Below are 15298 nucleotides of genomic sequence, written 5' to 3' on the forward strand. Positions count from 1 at the left end.
TCAGGGCTCCAGGGCGAGCTCGCTCCACACCTGTTTGCCGCCGCTGACCGGGACTGTTCCCCAGGCCGCCGACATGGCCTCGACCAGGAGCATGCCCCGGCCGCCGGTGGCCTCCCAGCCGAGGTTCGTCGGTCGGATGGGCGTACGGGGCGTGTTGTCCGCGACGGCGACGCGCAGCCGGCCGTTGAAGACGGTGAGGTCGAGACGGACCTGGCCGTCGGTGTGCACGAGGGCGTTGGTGACGAGCTCGGAGACGACGAGGAGCACGGTGTCCATGTTCTCCTGGAGGCCCGCCTCGCCCGCGACACCCCAGGTGCGCAGGGTGCGCCGGGTGAAGCGGCGGGCGTGCCGGACCGCCTCGGGCACCCGCCACACCGTCCAGCTCTCGCGCAGCGGGCGGTGCTCCATGCCGTCGTAGCGCAGCAGGAGCAGGGCCACGTCGTCGTTGCGGTTGGCGCGGGCGAGCAGGGCGTCGGCGACCAGACCGAGGTGGGCGGGGTCGGCGGCGGCGAGGTCTGCGGCGAGAGCGTCGAGGCCGTCCTCGATGTCGATCTCGGCGGACTCGACGAGACCGTCGGTCGTGAGGGCGAGCAGGGTGCCGGGCTGGAGGCGCAGCAGGCTCATCGGGTAGTCGGCCCGGGCGACGACGCCGAGCGGCGGCCCGACGTCGGACTCGGGCACCTCGGTGGTGCCGTCGGGGTGGCGGACGACCGGGGGGAGGTGGCCGGCGCGGACGTACCAGGCGGTGCCCTCCTCCATGTCGACCTCGACGTAGCAGCAGGTGGCGAAGAGGTCGGTCTCCATGTCGGCGAGGAGCCGGTTGGCGTGGGAGACGACGACGTCCGGCGGGTGGCCCTCGACGGCGTAGGCGCGCAGGGCGGTGCGCATCTGGCCCATGAGGGTGGCGGCGCCCGCGTTGTGGCCCTGGACGTCGCCGATGACGAGGGCCACGTGGTTGTCGGGCAGCGGGATCACGTCGTACCAGTCGCCGCCCACCTCCAGGCCCTCGGTGGTCGGGAGGTAGCGGGCCTCGGCGACCCCGCCGGGCAGTTTGGGCAGGCGGCGGGGCAGCAGGGAGCGCTGGAGCATCCCGACGAGTTCGTGCTCGGCGTCGAAGGCGTGGGCGCGGGTCAGGGCCTGGCCGGCGAGGCCGGCGGCGGCGGTGAGCAGGGCGCGTTCGTCGGTGCCGAACTCGTGCGGGGTGTCCCAGCCGATCAGGCAGACACCGGCCATCCGGCCGCCGGCGGGGAGCGGCAGCACGGCGAGGCCGCCGGGGCCGACGCCGTCGAGGGCGGGTTCCAGTTCGGTGCCCGCGGGCCAGATCGCGGCGCGGCCCTCGCGCAGGGCGGCGGCGAGTGTGGGCATGGAGCGGACGGGTGACTCGGGCCATTCGGAACGCCATTCGAGCCGCCACAGCTCGGGCCAGGACTCGGGTTCGGGCGGGTCGAGGACGGTGACGACAAGCCGTTCGTTCTCCAGTTCGGCGAGGGCGATCCGGTCGGCCAGCAGCGGCTCGCGCAGCGCCGTGACGACGGCCTTGCTGACGTCGCGGACGGTCCCGGCGGTGGCCAGGGCGGCGGCGAGGCGCTGGACGCGGGCCACGTCGGTGACGCCGGCGCGCAGGGTGGAGGCGTCGCCGACCGTGCCCACGAGCCGGGCGGGCCGCCCCTCCCCCGTGATCGCGAGCCGCCCGCGCAGCCGCAGCCACCTCGGCGGGCCGGCGGGCTGGAGCACCCGGAACTCCAGCTCCCGGTCGCCGATGGACATGTGGTCGGCCTCGACGACGGACATCAGGGAGGGCAGGTCCTCGGGCACGGTCAGGCCGAGGAGGGTCTCGACCCTGCCGTCGAAGTCCGCCCGGTCGAGGGCGAACAGGTCGAGGAGTTCGTCGCCGACCTCGACGCGTCCGCTGTCCATGGCGAGGCTGAAGGCGTTGGCCGGCAGTTCGCCGAGGTCTCCGGCGGCGGGCGGGGCGGGCCAGGCGACGGCGTCGGCGAGCAGTCCGAGGCAGTCCCGGGCCTCGTCGTCGAAGCCGCCGGGGCTCTCCGTCACGGCGAGCAGACAGCCGCCGTCACCGACCGCCGCGCCCGCGCGGACGGGCAGGGCGGCCAGATGGACGTCACCGGCCGGCATCCGCCGGGACTCGGCGCACTCGGCGAGGTCGTCGGGGCCCAGCCAGATCGGCCGCCCGGTGCGGTGGGCGTCGGCGGCGGGCGAGTGGGCGGCCACGGGGTAGCTGTCGCGCAGGCCGTACAGCGTCCTCGGCACACCGGCCGACTCGACCAGGCACAGTACGTCGACGGCGTCGCCCGGGGTGTAGACGGCGGCGACGGTCGCCCCCGCGAAGACGAGCGTCTGTTCGAGGACGCGGCGGAGGCGTTCACGGGGATCGAGTTCGGCGGTGAGCGACTTGAGGGCAAGTTCGGCGCGCGCCGTTCTCGTTCCGCGACCCGCGTCCTCTCTGCCCACGTTCGTCATTACAGCGCGTATGGGGCCCGGGCGCAGCCCCTGGCACTCGCGTACGTCGGCCCCGGCCGTACCTGTGCGTTCCGCACAGTGCTCTCGTGACAGCCGTGACTGTCGGGACCCGTCCACGGACTGGAAGGCTCGGTGCCAGCCATCGAGGAGGTGGGCATGGACCAGCGGTACGAGGTGTACGCGCTCGCCGACCAGCACTTCTACGAGACACCGGACCGGTTGTCCGGCGCGGGCGAGACCGCTCCCCAGTTCGAGACGGCTCGCCGGGCGGTACCGGAGGGCTGGCGTGCGGGGCGGATCGGTGACTGGCTGGCACTGACGCCGCTCGGTCCCGACGGAGACCCGCTGCCCGGACCCACCCAGGGCTGGAAGGTGCACGCGTCGGCCACCCGGGCGAACGCGGAGCGGATCGCCGCGGCGGTGTGGGACTACTGCGTGCCCCGCGGTATCCCGTTCAAGTTCCTGCCGGGCCCACATCTGCTGCATCTGCGCAACACCAAGTACGCGGGCCGGGACGGCAGCGGGAAGTTCGTGACGGTCTACCCGGCCGACGAGGACCAGCTGCACCAGGTGCTGGCCGAGCTGGGCGCCCTGCTGGAGGGCTGCGAGGGCCCGTACATCCTCACCGACCTGCGCTGGCAGGAGGGCCCGCTGTACGTCCGTTACGGGGCGTTCGCGCGCTCCTTCGTCGTCGACGAGCGCGGCTCGCTCGTGCCCGCCGTCCGGGACGGCGAGGGCCGGCTGGTGCCGGACCGGCGCGCGCCGTCCTTCCAGGTACCCGACTGGGTGCGGCTGCCCGCGTTCCTGGAGGCCCAGCTCGCCGCCCGCAACGCGACGACGGTCGCCGACCTGCCGTACCGCATCGAGAAGGCCCTGCACTTCTCCAACGGCGGCGGCGTGTACGTGGGCACCGACACGCGCGACGGGCGCCGGGTCGTCCTGAAGGAGGGGCGACCGCACGCGGGGCTGGCGGCCGACGGCGCGGACGCGATCACCCGGCTGGAGCGAGAGCGGGCGGCGCTGGAGCGGGTGTCGGGGCTCGGGACGGTGCCCGAGGTGCGTGACTGGTTCACGCTCGGGGACCACCGCTTCCTCGTCATGGACTTCATCGAGGGGCGCCCCCTCAACTCCTTCTTCGCGGAGCGCCATCCACTGCTCACCCACGATCCCGACCCGGGGTCGGTGGCCGACTACACGCGGTGGGCACTGCGTATCCACCGCGCGGTCGAGGAGACCCTGGAGGCGGTGCACGCGCGCGGGATCGTCTTCAACGACCTGCACATCTTCAACATCATGGTCGCGCCCGACGAGGAGTCGGTGTCCCTGGTCGACTTCGAGGCGGCGGCGCCGGCCGAGGAGCGGGGCCGCCAGGTCGTCGCCCACCCCGGCTTCTTCGCCCCGCCCGACCGCAGAGGCATCGACGTCGACCGGTACGCGCTGGCGTGTCTGCGGCTCGCGCTCTTCATGCCCCTGACCACCCTGTTCGTGGTGGACCGGGGCAAGGCGGCCCATCTGGCCGAGGTGATCGCCGGCCAGTTCCCTGACGTACCGGCCGACTTCCTGGCCGAGGCGGTCGCCGAGATCACCCGTGACGTGTCCGCGCCGGACACCGGGCGCCCCGCGCCCTCGCCGCCGGCGGCTCCGGTCGAGCCCGGCGACTGGCCGTACAGCCGGGACTCGATGGTGAAGGCGATCCTCGCCTCCGCCACTCCCGAACGCCACGACCGGCTCTTCCCCGGCGACATCACCCAGTTCTCCGACGGCGGCGGACTCGGCCTCGCGCACGGCGCGGCCGGGGTCCTGTACGCGCTGTCCCGGGCGGGCGCCGAGCGGTACGAGGAGGGCGAGCGCTGGCTGCTGGCCCACACCGACCCGGTGCCGGTGGGCACTCCGCTGGGGCTGTACGACGGTCTCGCGGGCGTCGCCCACGTCCTCGACCTGCTCGGACACCGGCCGCGCGCGCTGGACCTGATGGACCTGGTCCTCCGGGAGAAGTGGCACAAGCTCTCCTCGGACCTGCGGGGCGGTCTCGCCGGGCTGGGTCTGGTCCTCGGCGGGCTGGCGCGCACGACCGGGGAGACAGAGTTCGCCCAGCGGGCCCAGGAGGTCACGGACATCCTGGTGAGCCGCCTGGACGAGCCGCTCCCGGACCCGAAGAAGCGCCGCGCCGGGCTGCTGCGGGGGGCGAGCGGGCCCGCCCTGCTGTTCCTCAGGCAGTACGAGGCGACCGGTGACCCCGCGCTGCTCGACGCGGCAGGCACGGCGCTGCGCCGGGACCTGGACGGCTGCGTCGTACAGCGGGGCGGTGGTCTTGAGGTCGACGAGGGATGGCGGACCATGCCGTACCTCGCGGAAGGCAGCGTGGGGATCGGCCTGGTCCTCGACGACTACCTGGCGCGCTCCGCGTCGGCGGGGCACTCCCCGGCCCGTTCGGACGGCCGTGTGGAGTTCGAGGAAGCCCGGGACCGCATCCTGACCTCCGCCGCCTCGCGCTTCTACGCACAGCCCGGACTGTTCCAGGGCAGGGCCGGCATGATCCTGCACCTCGCCCGCACCGGCGCCCCCGAGTCGCGGCGCCGCGAACAGATCGCGGGGCTCGGCTGGTACGCGATGTCGTACCAGGGCCAACTGGCCTTCCCCGGGCACCAGATGATGCGGCTCTCCATGGACCTGGGCACCGGCACGGCGGGCTGTCTGCTCGCGCTCGGCGCGGCCCTCGACGAGACGGCCCCCGCCGCACTGCCCTTCCTCCCGCCGCCACGGCGGCCCCAAGACGCGGCTCCTCACCAGGAGTCGTGACGCGACACCCGTCCCCACAGAGAACCCGGACCACCGGGATCGACGAAAGGAATCGACATGGCACTGCTCGACCTTCAGACGATGGAGTCCGACGAGACCGCCAACACCGGCGGCAACAGCACGCTGAGCCTGCTGTCCTGCGTGAGCGCGGCCAGCGTCACCCTCTGTCTCTGAGCACTGCCGGCAGCTACGCCGGGCGGCCACTCCCACTCGTGGAGGGCCGCCCGGCGGTCCGTCATCCCCCGTCGGAGGGCCCACCCGATGACGACCGACTCCCCCGACCGGCCGGCCCCGGCCGAGGACACCGCCTCGCCGCTGCGCGCGACAGTGCGCCGCACCCGGGCGAGCTGCGCGGTCCTGTTCCTGGTGGCCACGGTCTCGACGGGGCTCAGCCTGGCCCTGCCCCTGACTTTGGGACGGGCCCTCGACGTGACTCTGGCGCACCCGGACGGCACCGGCGCCCTGCGCTGGGTCCTGTGGTGCGCCGTTCTGGTCCTGCTGCTCGCCGTCCTCGACGCCGTCGAGACCGTGCTGAGCGGCACCACCAACGCCCGCGCCACGGCGTGGCTGCGACACCGGCTGACCGGGCACCTGCTCGCCGTGGGGCCACGGGCCGGGGAACGGTTCGGGTCCGGCGAACTGGTGGCCCGGCTGGTCGGCAACGCCGCTCAGGCCGGGACCGCGCCCGCCGCCCTCGCCGCGCTGCTGGCCGCGCTCGCCGGACCGGTCGGAGCGGTGGTGGCGCTCGGTCTGCTCGACCCGTGGCTGGCCGCGGTGTTCCTGGCCGGGGCTCCGCTGCTGGCTCTCCTGCTGCGGGCCTTCACCCAGGACTCCTCACGGTGTGTGGCCGCCTACCAGGACGCCCAGGGGCGGATCGCGAGCGGACTCACGGAGGCGATCGGCGGAGCCCGCACCATCGCCGCGTGCGGGACGGCGGACCGGGAGGTGGCCCGGGTCCTGCGGCCACTGCCCGAACTCACCCGCGCGGGCCACCGGATGTGGCACGTCCAGGGACGCGCGGCGGCCCGGGCGGTCGCCCTGGCCCCCTTGCTGCAACTGGGGGTCGTGGCCGTCGCCGGTGTCCTGCTCGTCCGCGGCCGGCTGACGGTGGGCGAGATGCTCGCCGCCTCGCGGTACGCCGTCCTGGCGGCCGGGGTCGGAGTCCTGGTCGGCCAGTTGTCGGGCCTGGTCCGGGCCCGGGCGTCGGCCCGGCGCCTCGGCGAGGTGCTGGCCGAGCCGGTGACGGCGTACGGGAGCCGTCGGCTGCCGCCGGGGCGGGGCCGGCTGGAGCTTCGCGGGGTCACCGCCCGGCGGGGCGGGCGGACGCTCCTGGACGGCGTCGACCTGGTCGTGCCCGGCGGCGGCACTCTCGCCGTGGTGGGCCGCTCCGGCGCGGGCAAGTCCCTCCTCGCGGCGCTCGCCGGGCGGCTGGCCGATCCCGACGACGGAACGGTGCTCCTGGACGGCGTGCCGCTGCCCGAACTGGACCACGACGAACTGCGCCGCGCGATCGGCTACGCCTTCGAGCGCCCCGCCCTGCTCGGCGACACCGTCGCGGACACGATCGGCTTCGGCGTCCGGACCGCCCCGCCCGACCGGATCAGGGCCGGCGCCGTCGCCGCCCGCGCCGACACGTTCGTACGCCGGCTGCCCGACGGCTACGCCACCCCCTGCCGGGCCGCGCCTCTCTCCGGGGGTGAGCGGCAGCGTCTGGGCCTCGCCCGGGTGCTGGCCCGCGACAGCAGGCTGCTCATCCTCGACGACGCGCTGTCCAGCCTCGACACGGTCACCGAACACCAGGTCGTCGACGCCCTGCTGCACCACTCCCCGGGCGGCACCCGGGTGATCGTCGCCCACCGGGTCTCCAGCGCGGCCCGCGCGGACACGGTGGCCTGGCTGGACGGAGGGCGGGTGCGGGCGGTGGGAACGCACGCGCGACTGTGGCGGGAGAGGGGTTACCGGGAGGTGTTCGCGGATGCCGAGGAGTGAGCACGCCCGGGCGTGGCCGACCGGCGGCGACGGCCTCCGCACGCGCGGAGTGCGGTTTCTGCGGCAGCAGCGGCGTGTCGTGGCCCGGCTCGTGCTGTGGTCCGTACTGGAGACCGGGCAGACCTTCCTCATGGGTTACGCCCTCGCCCGCGCCCTCGACGAGGGGTTCCTGCGCGGTCGGGCGGACGTCGGGCTCGGCTGGCTCGGGGTCGCCGTGCTCGCGGTCGCCGTGGGGGCGTACGGCACCGGACGGGTCTACGGGGCGGTCGCCGCACTCGTCGAACCGCTGCGGGACCGGCTCGTGGAGCGGGTGGTGGCGCGCGGGGTGCGGGAGGCGGACGGCGGGGCCCTGTCCGCGCTGACCCAGCAGGTGGAGATCGCCCGGGACACCTTCGCCGGTGTGGTGATGGTGTCCCGTTCCTTCGTCTTCACGGCCGCGGGCGCGCTGATCGGGCTGGGTTCACTGGCGCCGCCGCTGCTGCTCGTGGTCGTGCCCCCACTGGTCGTCGGCGTGGGCCTCTTCGCGGCGAGCATGCGCCCCCTGGCCCACCGCCAGGAGGCCTTCCTCGTCGCCGACGAACGGCTCGCCGACCGCTTCGGCGACGTCTGCGCCGGACTGCGGGACGTGACGGCGGGCGGGGCGGAGGAGCGGGTGGCCGCCGACGTCGGCGAACGGGTCGAGGCCGAGCTGCGGGCGGCCCGCTCGCTGGCCCGCTGGGGAGTGCCGCGCGTGGCGTCGATCGCCGTCGGCGGACAGCTCCCCATCGTCCTGCTGCTGCTGGCCGCCCCCTGGCTGCTGCGCGGCGGTGTCACACCCGGCGCGCTGGTCGGCGCGCTCGCCTACGTCACCCAGTCCCTGCTGCCCGCCCTGCAGAACCTGGTCCACGGCATGGGCACCAGCGGCTCCCGGCTCGCGGTCGTCCTGCGCCGCCTGGTGCCGGCCGGCGGGGCGGCGGACAGGGGGAGCGGTCCGGACGCCCGCCCCGCCCACAGCCCCGCGAGCGCGCCCGCCCTCACCGTCTCCGGCCTCACCTTCGCCTACGGCCCCACCTGCGCGCCCGTCGTCGACGGCCTCACCCTCAGCCTGCCCCCGGGCGCGCGGCTGGCGGTCGTGGGCCCCAGCGGCATCGGCAAGTCCACCCTCGTCTCCCTGGCCGCCGGTCTCCTCGAACCCCAGCACGGCACTATCCGGCTCTGCGGGCATCCGGTGTCCGGCAGCGCCGCCCACGCCCACCGGGTCGTCATCCCCCAAGAGGCGTACGTGTTCAGCGGGACGTTCGCCGAGAACCTGGGCTGTCTGCGGCCGGACCCCGTGCCCGAGTCCGAGCTGCTGGCCGCCGCCGAGGCGGTCGGGCTCGCCCCGCTCCTCGCCCGGCACGGCGGACCCGGCGGCCGGGTCGACCCGGCCGCGCTGTCGGCCGGCGAACGGCAGCTGATCGCACTGACGCGGGCCTGGCTCTCGTACGCCTGTGTGGCACTCCTCGACGAGGCCACCTGCCATCTGGACCCGGCGGCGGAGGAACGCGCCGAGCGGGCCTTCGCCTCCCGGCCCGGCACCACCCTGGTCGTGGTCGCGCACCGGATCGCCTCGGCGCGCCGCGCCGACCGTGTCCTCGTCATGGACGGCCGGCACTGCGCGTACGGGACGCACGACGAACTGCTGGAGCGCTCCCACCTCTACCGCGACCTGGTGGGCAACTGGTCGGCCACCCCGTCGACGGAGTCACAGCCAGCCCTCGCCCTGCGAGATACGGATGGCGTCGACGCGGTTGCGGGCCCCGGTCTTGCGGGTGATGGCCGCCATGTAGTTGCGCACGGTTCCGTGGGACAGGTGGAGGCTGCCGGCGATCTCCGCGACGGACGCCCCCTCCGCGGCGAGTGACAGGACACTCAGCTCCCGCCGGGTGAGCGGAATCTGTGTGGCCCTGAGGAAACCGAAGCCGAGCGAGTCATCGACGAAACGTTTCCCCGCCGCGACCTTGCGAATGGCGGACACCAGTCGCTCCGGTGCCCCCTCCCGCTCCTTGTCGACATAGCCCAGCGCACCCGCCTCCGCCGCCCTCTTCAGCAGGCCGGGTCTGCCGGCGCTGGCCAGTACCAGCAGCCGCGGGACGGACGCGCCCGCCCCGCGGCTGCGTAACTCGCCCAGCGGAGGCAGGCCGTAGGAATCCGAAGTCTCCAGGTCGGCGGCACAGACATCCGGCCGCACCGTCCTGAGCCGGCTCGCCGCGCCGCGCCAGGAGGCGTCGTACACCCCCAGGTCGGACTCCCTGTCCAGCCACTCCGCCAGGACCGATCTCACCAGACACGCGTCGTGCACCAGAAGCACTCGGATCACTGCAGCTCCTTCACTCGCCTCGCCCCGGGTCATCCGCTGTCGCGTGTGCCCCCTTTTCGACTCTCACCTCTCGCTCCGGCTCCCAGACGTGCAGAACAGGCCAACGGGGTGCGCGGGGGCGCACTCGTGGGGCTTTCGCGCCGGAATCGTGCTTCCACGCGGGGGCACGAGCCCCGCGTAAAAGGGGTGGCGAGAAGGTTTCTCCCTGCCGAGGTGCTCGGGCCCGGGGTGGGGTCCGAGCCCGCTCGCCGTGCGCGACGGGCCGGGTGGACAGAGCCTTGACTCGGAAGTACCCGGCCCTGCGAGGAGGTGGTCCCGGTGGCTCGTCGAGGGACCTCCGCACGCCGACGACCGGGGTCGGACGCCCGTTCGGCCTCGTTCGGGAAGCCGCTGCTGTCGCTGGCGCTCGCCGGGATGATGGAGGAGGTCCGGGCCCTCTCGGGCGCGGTGTATCTGCTGGAGCCCGGGGGGTCGGTGCTGGAGATGGCCGTCATGGCGGGGCTGCCCCGGGCGTTCGCGGCGCCCTGGGAACGGGTCGGGCTCGGCGCGCCGGTTCCCGTCGCCGAGGCGGCGCGCGAGCGGCGGTTCGTGTGGGTGGGCGGCGAGGAGGAGATGGCCCGGCGGTATCCACGGGTCGCCGTCGTGCTGCCCTACCCCTTCGCGCTGGCCGCCGTACCGGTGGCGACCGCCTCGACGGTGTACGGGGCGATCTTCGTGACCTGGCCCGGTTCGCATCCGCCCGAGCTGTTCCAGCGGGAGCGGCAGCAGCTCGGCGCGGCCTGCGACCGGCTGGCGCTGCGTCTGGAGCGGGCCGCCGCCGAACGCCGTCCGCTGCGGCCCGAGGCGGATCTGCTGGCCATCTCGCCCGGGACGCCGACCGCCGACACCCTCGGCACGGTCGAGGCGGCGCGGATGGTGTCACGGCTGCCGTACGGACTGTGCTCCCTCGATCTGCACGGGCGGGTCTGCTTCGTCAACGCGGCGGCCCCGGAGCTGCTGGGGGTCCCGGCGGGAGCGCTGCTGGGATCCCAACTGTGGGTGTCGGTGCCCTGGCTCGATGATCCGGTGTACGAGGACCGCTACCGCGCCGCGCTGCTCAGCCTGCACGTCACCTCGTTCGTGGCGCTGCGACCGCCGGGCGACTGGCTGTCGTTCCGGCTGTATCCGAGCGCGACCGGGCTGAGTGTGAGGATCACCCGGGCGCGGGCGGTGGCCGAACTGGACCGGGCGGGGCGCAGGCCGGGCGGACCGTCCAGTCTGGTCACGATCTCGCAGGTGCTGTCCCTGGCGGGGGCCCTCACGGAGGCGGCGGGTGTCGAGGACGTCATCCAGCTGGTCGCGGACGAGATCATGCCGGCGGTGGGCTGCCAGACCCTGGTGATGCTGGGCTCAGGGGGCGGGCGTATGCGCGTGCTGGGGCATCGCGGGTACGCCGACGCGCGGCTGGTGGAGCGGTTCGACGGGCTGCCGCTGACCGAGCGGACCCCGGGGATGCAGGTTCTCAACACGGGTGTGCCCGCCTTCTTCGAGTCGAGGGGCGAGTTGGAGCGGGCGTATCCGTCGGTGCGGGAGTTGCCCGGTGGGACGGCGGCCTGGGCGTTTCTCCCGCTCATCGCGTCCGGACGTCCGGTGGGCACCTGTGTGCTGGGCTACGCGGAACGGCACACGTTCCCCGCCGACGAGCGCGCCGTCCTGACCAGTCTCGGCGGCCTGATCGCCCAGGCTCTGGAGCGGGCCCTGCTGTACGACGCCAAGCACCGGGTCGCGCACGGCCTCCAGGCCGCCCTCCTGCCGAGTTCCCTGCCGTCGCTGCCCGGCTTCGAGGCCGCCGCGCGCTATCTGCCCGCCACCCAAGGCATGGACATCGGCGGTGACTTCTACGACCTGGTGTGCTCACACGGGCGGGCGTCGGCGGTGATCGGGGACGTCCAGGGGCACAACGTGACGGCGGCCGGCCTGATGGGGCAGATCCGTACGGCCGTACGGGCGTACACGACTGTCGGTCAAACGCCGCAGGAGGTGATGAGCAGCACCAACCGGCTGCTGATCGACCTCGGCACCGAGCTGTTCGCGAGCTGTCTGTATCTGCGGCTCGATCCGGGGACGGGCCGGGCCGTGATGGCTCGTGCGGGGCATCCGCAGCCGTTGCTGCGGTACCCGGACGGGCAGGTGCGGGTGCTCGACCTGGCCGGGGGTCCCCTGCTGGGGATCGACGCCTCGGCCGAGTACCCGGCGACCGAGGTCGAGCTGTCGCCGGGCTGCGTCCTCGCCCTGTACACCGACGGGCTGATCGAGTCGCCGGGCGTCGACATCGACGAGACGCTGGCCGCCCTCGCCCGGCGGCTCGCGGCGACCGGTGACGGGCCACTGGACGAACTGGCCGACGGGCTGGTCGAGTTCGGCGCGGGGGTGACGGACCGGGTGGACGACATCGCGCTGCTTCTGCTGCGGGCGCGGACGGAGCGGACGGAGCGGACGGAGCGGACGGAGACTTGACGAACGCCGGGCGGGAGGGCGCCCGTGGGAGTGGGCCGGGGTCCTGGCCCTGCGGAGGAGCCGGCCGAGGACTTCTGCGGCCCGCTCCGCCGTAGGGATCCGTGCGCGGCACCGAGGGCCACGGCACGCGGGGCCGGCGGCGCAAGTGCGCTGATCGGCCCCGCGGCGCTTCGAACCGCGCCGCGGACGGCCCCGCGCACGCAGAACGGTCCGGCCCTCCCGCCGGAGGGCCGGACCGCGTCACTGTCGGCCGGGACTACTGGTGTGGCCGGTCAGTGGTTCTGGTTGTTCCCCAGGCCTGTGCCGTCGTCGGCACCGTTGCCGTTGTCCGCGCCGTTGCCGGTCTGGTCGTTGACGCCGCCGAGCTCGTCGCCGCCGACCTCTTCACCAAGTCCGGCGTCCTGACCCGCACCGACATCCTGACCGGCGGCACCGGCGTCCTGGCCCGCACCGGCGTCCTGGCCCGCACCAGCATCCTGACCGGCACCGACGCCCTGGCCCGCACCAGCATCCTGACCCGCACCGGCGTCCTGACCAGCACCAACGCCCTGGCCCGCACCAGCATCCTGACCCGCACCGGCGTCCTGACCAGCACCGGCGTCCTGACCAGCACCAGCAGCGTCACCAGCACCAGCACCAGCACCGGCGCCCGCGCCCGCGTCGCCCGCGCCGATGGTCGCGCCGACGGCCGCCAGGGCCGTGGTGACCGGCTGGAAGAAGGTTTCGCCGCCGACCGTGCAGTCGCCGCTACCGCCGGAGGTCAGGCCGATCGCGCTGCCGTCCTGGGTGAACAGCGAGCCGCCGCTGTCGCCGGCCTCCGCGCAGACGTTCGTCTGGATGAGGCCGGTGACCGTGCCCTCGGCGTAGTTCACGGTGGCGTCGAGGCCGGTGACCTGGCCGTCGTTGAGGCCCGTCGTGGAGCCCATGCGGAAGACCTGCTGGCCGACCGCCGCCTCGGCTGCCTGCGTGATGTCGACGGTCTGGCCGTTGCCGACGTCGACAGTGCTGGCCGCGACGGTCGCCGGGTCGTTGTACTTCACGAGTGCGAAGTCTCCGTCGCCCGGGAAGGTGGCCGCCTCGACCGTGGCGATGGGATCGCCGTTCTCCGCGTCCGACCAGTCGGCCGCGGCGACGCCACAGTGACCGGCGGTCAGGAAGCCGGGCGTACCGTCCCCGGTCACCACGTTGAAGCCGAGGGAGCAGCGGGCGCCACCGCCGAAGATGGCGTCGCCGCCCTCGACCAGCGGCTTGAAGGTGCCCGCGGTCTTCTTGATGGCCGCCATGCCCGAGCCGAGGCTCTTGACGGTCGACTCGATCGTGTTCCAGCCGGCGCCCGTGACCGTGCTGTCGGCGGTGACCTGGATCTTGTTGGTCCGGGGGTCCAGGGCCCAGGCCGTGCCCGGGATCGTCGCCTTGGCCTTGAGCGTCTGCGCGCCGGCCTTCAGCTCGCCGATGGTGTTCTCGACCTCGCGGACGGCGGCGCCGGCCTTCTTGGCCTGGATGATGACGTTGTTGTCACCCTCGACGACGTTGACGACCAGCTGCTGTTTGTCGGTGTCGTAGTAGGAGCCCGCGAAGGCATCTCCGAGCATCTGCTGCAGCTGCGAGGCCAGATCCGAGGCGTCCGTCGCCTTCAGGGTCTTCGGAGCCGCGCCGGCCGCGTTGTCGGTCTGGGACGCCATGGCGTTGGGGAGCAACAGGGCCGCGGCCCCGATCGCCGCGACACTGCCCACCGCTATCGCGGCCTTACGCTTCGGAACTCGCTTGTGACTCAACTTCTTGACCTCCTGCGGGGCGGGGTCTTAGCCGCCGATCGTTCATCGGCGACCAACTGGGGCGCCTGGATGGCTGTAGGTACGGACAGGCCCCGTGGGGCGTTCAGATTATTTGCCAACTCCCTTTGCGAAACAGCGAATCGGCCATTGCCAGGGCCTGACCGAGGGCCGCCGGGAACAATCACCCATATGACGATGACGCCCGACGAAGCAGACAACATCCTTTCCACCGGCTTCGCCCCTTGGGTGCTCGATCTCGGCCCGGCGGTCGAGGAACCGGACGAGCGTCGCGCGCTGCTGCGACTGCCCTGGTCAACCCGGTTGGCGCGGAAGGGCGGCGCACTGTCGGGGCAGGCTCTGATGGCCGCCGCGGACACCTCGACCGTGATCGCGGTGTCGGCTGCGCGCGACGCCTTCGTCCCCATGACGACGGTCCAGAAGTCCACGACTTTTCAGCGCGCGGCGACCGGATCCCATGTCCCGCTCGCGGCGGTCCTCACGAAGATCGGCCGCCGGACGACCTTCGCCGACATCGCGCTGACCGACGCCGGATCCGGTGAACTCTCGGCCCGCGCGAGCACGGTGTACGCCCTCCTGGGCTGACCCGGCACACCGAAAAGGCCACAGGAAGACACTTTCCGTAGCCGCCGTGTGTCTTTGTGTCGGCCGAACCGCTCCGAATCCCGGCTCCAGCGAATCTGCACAGCGAATACGCAGTCAGGTCACCGCACACGACGGTTCCGCACATCCGCTCGTTACACGCCACGCCTTTGGTGGCGGACTGTCCGATTCCGCCCCGCCCCCCTGAGTCAGATGTGCACCCGGCCGCAAGGGGCGGCCTGCACCGAAGTCGTGCGGCATGTGGAGAAGTGGCCGCCAAGGCGTGCGCACACCCTCACGGTTTGGCGCTCGCGGGGCACAAGTGCCCTGGTGGGGCCGTTGGTTGATTGGAAGCCCGCTGCACGGGCGTGCTTTGATCCATCGCATCGCAGGGGCCGCTGAGGTTCCGGAAACGAGCCTGGGCAGTCCTGCGGTCGCGGCCGTCATCTGTCCCCAGAGGGGGCCGCTCCCCCCTTGTGAAATACCCCTATGAAGGGAAGTTCCCCCATGAACTCCACCCCCCAGGTTGAGACCGCCGAGCTGTCGGACGCCGCTCTCGACGCCGTCTCCGGCGGTCTGTCCCTGAACGCCGTCGGCACCGCCACGAACCTGGTGGACAGCGTTGCCCCCGGCGCGCTCCCGCTGGTCGGCTCCCTCACCGGCACGGTCGAGGGCCTCACCGGCCTGAACACCGGTGCGGTCACCGGCCTGGTCGCCGGTCTCTGATCGACGCCTCACGCCGCTGAGTCCCGGAACCGTTTCCCGGTTCCGGGACTCTCGGGTTCCACAAACCCGTCGGCCCGGCCCACGCAAGTCTTCTTAC

The 15298-nt window shown here is 73.4% G+C and carries 9 protein-coding genes and 1 pseudogene; 7 read left to right on the forward strand and 3 right to left on the reverse strand.

Annotated elements, in window-relative coordinates:
* A complete protein-coding gene (locus QA861_RS03420; protein ID WP_334586690.1) occupies positions 1-2478 on the reverse strand; it encodes a SpoIIE family protein phosphatase in 2478 nt (825 codons plus the stop codon).
* Positions 2479-2634: 156 nt separating this feature from the next.
* On the opposite strand from QA861_RS03420, the gene lanKC reads away from it, so the two are divergent.
* The 4 genes from lanKC (at position 2635) to QA861_RS03440 (ending at position 9148) form a co-directional block, all read left to right on the forward strand.
* Positions 2635-5277, forward strand: coding sequence for a class III lanthionine synthetase LanKC (gene lanKC, locus QA861_RS03425; RefSeq protein WP_334590439.1), 2643 nt, complete (start codon positions 2635-2637; stop codon positions 5275-5277).
* Positions 5278-5334: 57 nt separating this feature from the next.
* Entirely contained in the window at positions 5335-5451 is a 117-nt protein-coding gene (locus QA861_RS03430; RefSeq protein ID WP_307629835.1) for a SapB/AmfS family lanthipeptide, read from the forward strand.
* A gap of 87 nt (positions 5452-5538) precedes the next feature.
* The gene (locus QA861_RS03435) at positions 5539-7266 is read left to right on the forward strand and encodes an ABC transporter ATP-binding protein (protein WP_334586691.1); all 1728 of its coding nucleotides are present in this window, start codon (positions 5539-5541) and stop codon (positions 7264-7266) included.
* Positions 7253-9148, forward strand: a complete 1896-nt coding sequence (locus tag QA861_RS03440; protein ID WP_334586692.1) for an ATP-binding cassette domain-containing protein — start codon at positions 7253-7255, stop codon at positions 9146-9148. The genes QA861_RS03435 and QA861_RS03440 overlap by 14 nt, the downstream gene beginning before the upstream one ends.
* On the opposite strand, the pseudogene QA861_RS03445 reads toward QA861_RS03440, so the two are convergent.
* Positions 9074-9637: pseudogene (locus QA861_RS03445) on the reverse strand (LuxR C-terminal-related transcriptional regulator); the annotation flags it as partial. The gene QA861_RS03440 and the pseudogene QA861_RS03445 overlap by 75 nt on opposite strands.
* A gap of 381 nt (positions 9638-10018) precedes the next feature.
* Here QA861_RS03445 and QA861_RS03450 point away from each other — a divergent pair.
* Positions 10019-12100: a SpoIIE family protein phosphatase gene (locus QA861_RS03450; RefSeq protein ID WP_334590440.1), complete on the forward strand. Its 2082-nt coding sequence runs from the start codon at positions 10019-10021 to the stop codon at positions 12098-12100.
* A 272-nt stretch (positions 12101-12372) separates the two neighbouring features.
* Here QA861_RS03450 and QA861_RS03455 read toward each other — a convergent pair whose 3' ends face one another.
* Positions 12373-13875: a S1 family peptidase gene (locus QA861_RS03455; protein ID WP_334586693.1), complete on the reverse strand. Its 1503-nt coding sequence runs from the start codon at positions 13873-13875 to the stop codon at positions 12373-12375.
* 189 nt (positions 13876-14064) lie between these two features.
* Here QA861_RS03455 and QA861_RS03460 point away from each other — a divergent pair, with 189 nt between their 5' ends.
* Together QA861_RS03460 and QA861_RS03465 are read left to right on the forward strand one after the other, a co-directional pair.
* The gene (locus tag QA861_RS03460) at positions 14065-14478 is read left to right on the forward strand and encodes a PaaI family thioesterase (RefSeq protein ID WP_334586694.1); all 414 of its coding nucleotides are present in this window, start codon (positions 14065-14067) and stop codon (positions 14476-14478) included.
* 504 nt (positions 14479-14982) lie between these two features.
* A complete protein-coding gene (locus tag QA861_RS03465) occupies positions 14983-15201 on the forward strand; it encodes a type A2 lantipeptide (RefSeq protein ID WP_334586695.1) in 219 nt (72 codons plus the stop codon).
* The last annotated feature ends 97 nt before the right edge of the window (positions 15202-15298 follow it).

The organism is Streptomyces sp. B21-083 (assembly GCF_036898825.1).
Lineage (GTDB): Bacteria > Actinomycetota > Actinomycetes > Streptomycetales > Streptomycetaceae > Streptomyces.

Bases quoted from the DNA above. Each gene is read 5' to 3' on its own strand.
- QA861_RS03440 (WP_334586692.1), top strand. From the start codon at position 7,253: ATGCCGAGGAGTGAGCACGCCCGGGCGTGGCCGACCGGCGGCGACGGC.
- QA861_RS03435 (WP_334586691.1), top strand. From the start codon at position 5,539: ATGACGACCGACTCCCCCGACCGGCCGGCCCCGGCCGAGGACACCGCC.
- QA861_RS03420 (WP_334586690.1), bottom strand. From the start codon at position 2,478: ATGACGAACGTGGGCAGAGAGGACGCGGGTCGCGGAACGAGAACGGCG.
- QA861_RS03460 (WP_334586694.1), top strand. From the start codon at position 14,065: ATGACGATGACGCCCGACGAAGCAGACAACATCCTTTCCACCGGCTTC.
- QA861_RS03450 (WP_334590440.1), top strand. From the start codon at position 10,019: ATGATGGAGGAGGTCCGGGCCCTCTCGGGCGCGGTGTATCTGCTGGAG.
- QA861_RS03430 (WP_307629835.1), top strand. From the start codon at position 5,335: ATGGCACTGCTCGACCTTCAGACGATGGAGTCCGACGAGACCGCCAAC.
- QA861_RS03465 (WP_334586695.1), top strand. From the start codon at position 14,983: ATGAACTCCACCCCCCAGGTTGAGACCGCCGAGCTGTCGGACGCCGCT.
- lanKC (WP_334590439.1), top strand. From the start codon at position 2,635: ATGGACCAGCGGTACGAGGTGTACGCGCTCGCCGACCAGCACTTCTAC.